At 44.3% G+C, this 1081-nt stretch carries 2 protein-coding genes; both read right to left on the bottom strand.

Going from position 1 to position 1081, the window contains the following annotated elements:
• Positions 1-760 (bottom strand): sulfurtransferase (locus R7R24_RS24815; RefSeq protein WP_318119750.1); only part of this gene is annotated, 760 nt, incomplete at its 3' end.
• Between the two features lie 36 nt (positions 761-796).
• Positions 797-1081: hypothetical protein (locus tag R7R24_RS24810; protein ID WP_318119749.1), on the bottom strand; the 285-nt coding region annotated here is incomplete at its 5' end.

Raw genomic sequence — 1081 nt, 5'->3', positions numbered from 1 at the left:
GTAAGCCTAGTTGATGAGTTGCCAACAATAAAATACAGGCAGTCACACCTGAGCCACAGCTGAAAATGATTGAATTGTCATTATATAGCGACAGTTCGCTAAATGCTTGTTTCAATTCTGAGTTCGGTTTGATGTAACCGTTATCCAGCAGTTCTTGAAAAGGCAGGCACAACGAGTTTGGAATATGGCCACTGCGCAATCCTTCTCTTGGCTCAGGCACTTCACCAAAAAAGCGCGCTCGTGAGCGAGCATCAACAATATGCGCACTGCAATTGTTTGAGTACTCTAATACTGCATTTGCGTCCAAAAATGCATTTTTATTTAATTTTCCCGAAAAATTTCCTAATTGTTCAGGTTTTGCTAGCGAATCTACGACGGGCAACCCCGCTGCTATCCAAGCTGGAAGTCCACCATTAAGTACTTTGACGTTCTCGTGTCCCATCGCTTGGAGCATCCACCATGCGCGTGGTGAAGCAAGCGTACCAGAGTTGTCATAAACGATGATCAAGTCCTCGTTATTTAGCCCAAGCTTTTGTGCGCTTACATTAAATCCTGCTTCGGTTGGCATCATGTGCGGCAAAGAGGTATCAGGCAGACAAAAATCATTGTCGTAATCAAAACGGTAAGTGTTTGGAATCCATTTATCGGTGATTTTTTTGCTTTCCGAAGGAATTTGAAAGCTAATGCTTGCGTCTAAAAGCTTTACATTTTGTTGGTCAAGTAGGGCATGGAGTTCTTTTGCACTGATCAATGCTTGCATTGCTAAATCCTTCTTGTCGTGGGAGTGACCACTATTCTAGTTACAGCTGACGAATGAAAGTGATGGTTCAAAAGTTGAGCTTGTCGCTTGCCTAAATGTGGCTGTCGAACCGATCGCACAGTCAGTTGTTATCGGAACGGCGACGCGTTGTTGTTCGATATCAGGAGCGTCTATCGTCAGGTAACGTCGTTGCCCGTCTAAAGACTGAGTCAAAGTGTTGCTGATGACGGTCGCTGATAAGGTTTTTGCGCTGGTGGGTGAGCCCCACAAAAGTAAAAGGAGCAGAGCAATCGAACCGATGAAGACCAAAATGTAAGTTTT

It is taken from the genome of Vibrio sp. 704, assembly GCF_033339295.1.
This window is presented reverse-complemented; position numbering and strand designations above follow the sequence as displayed.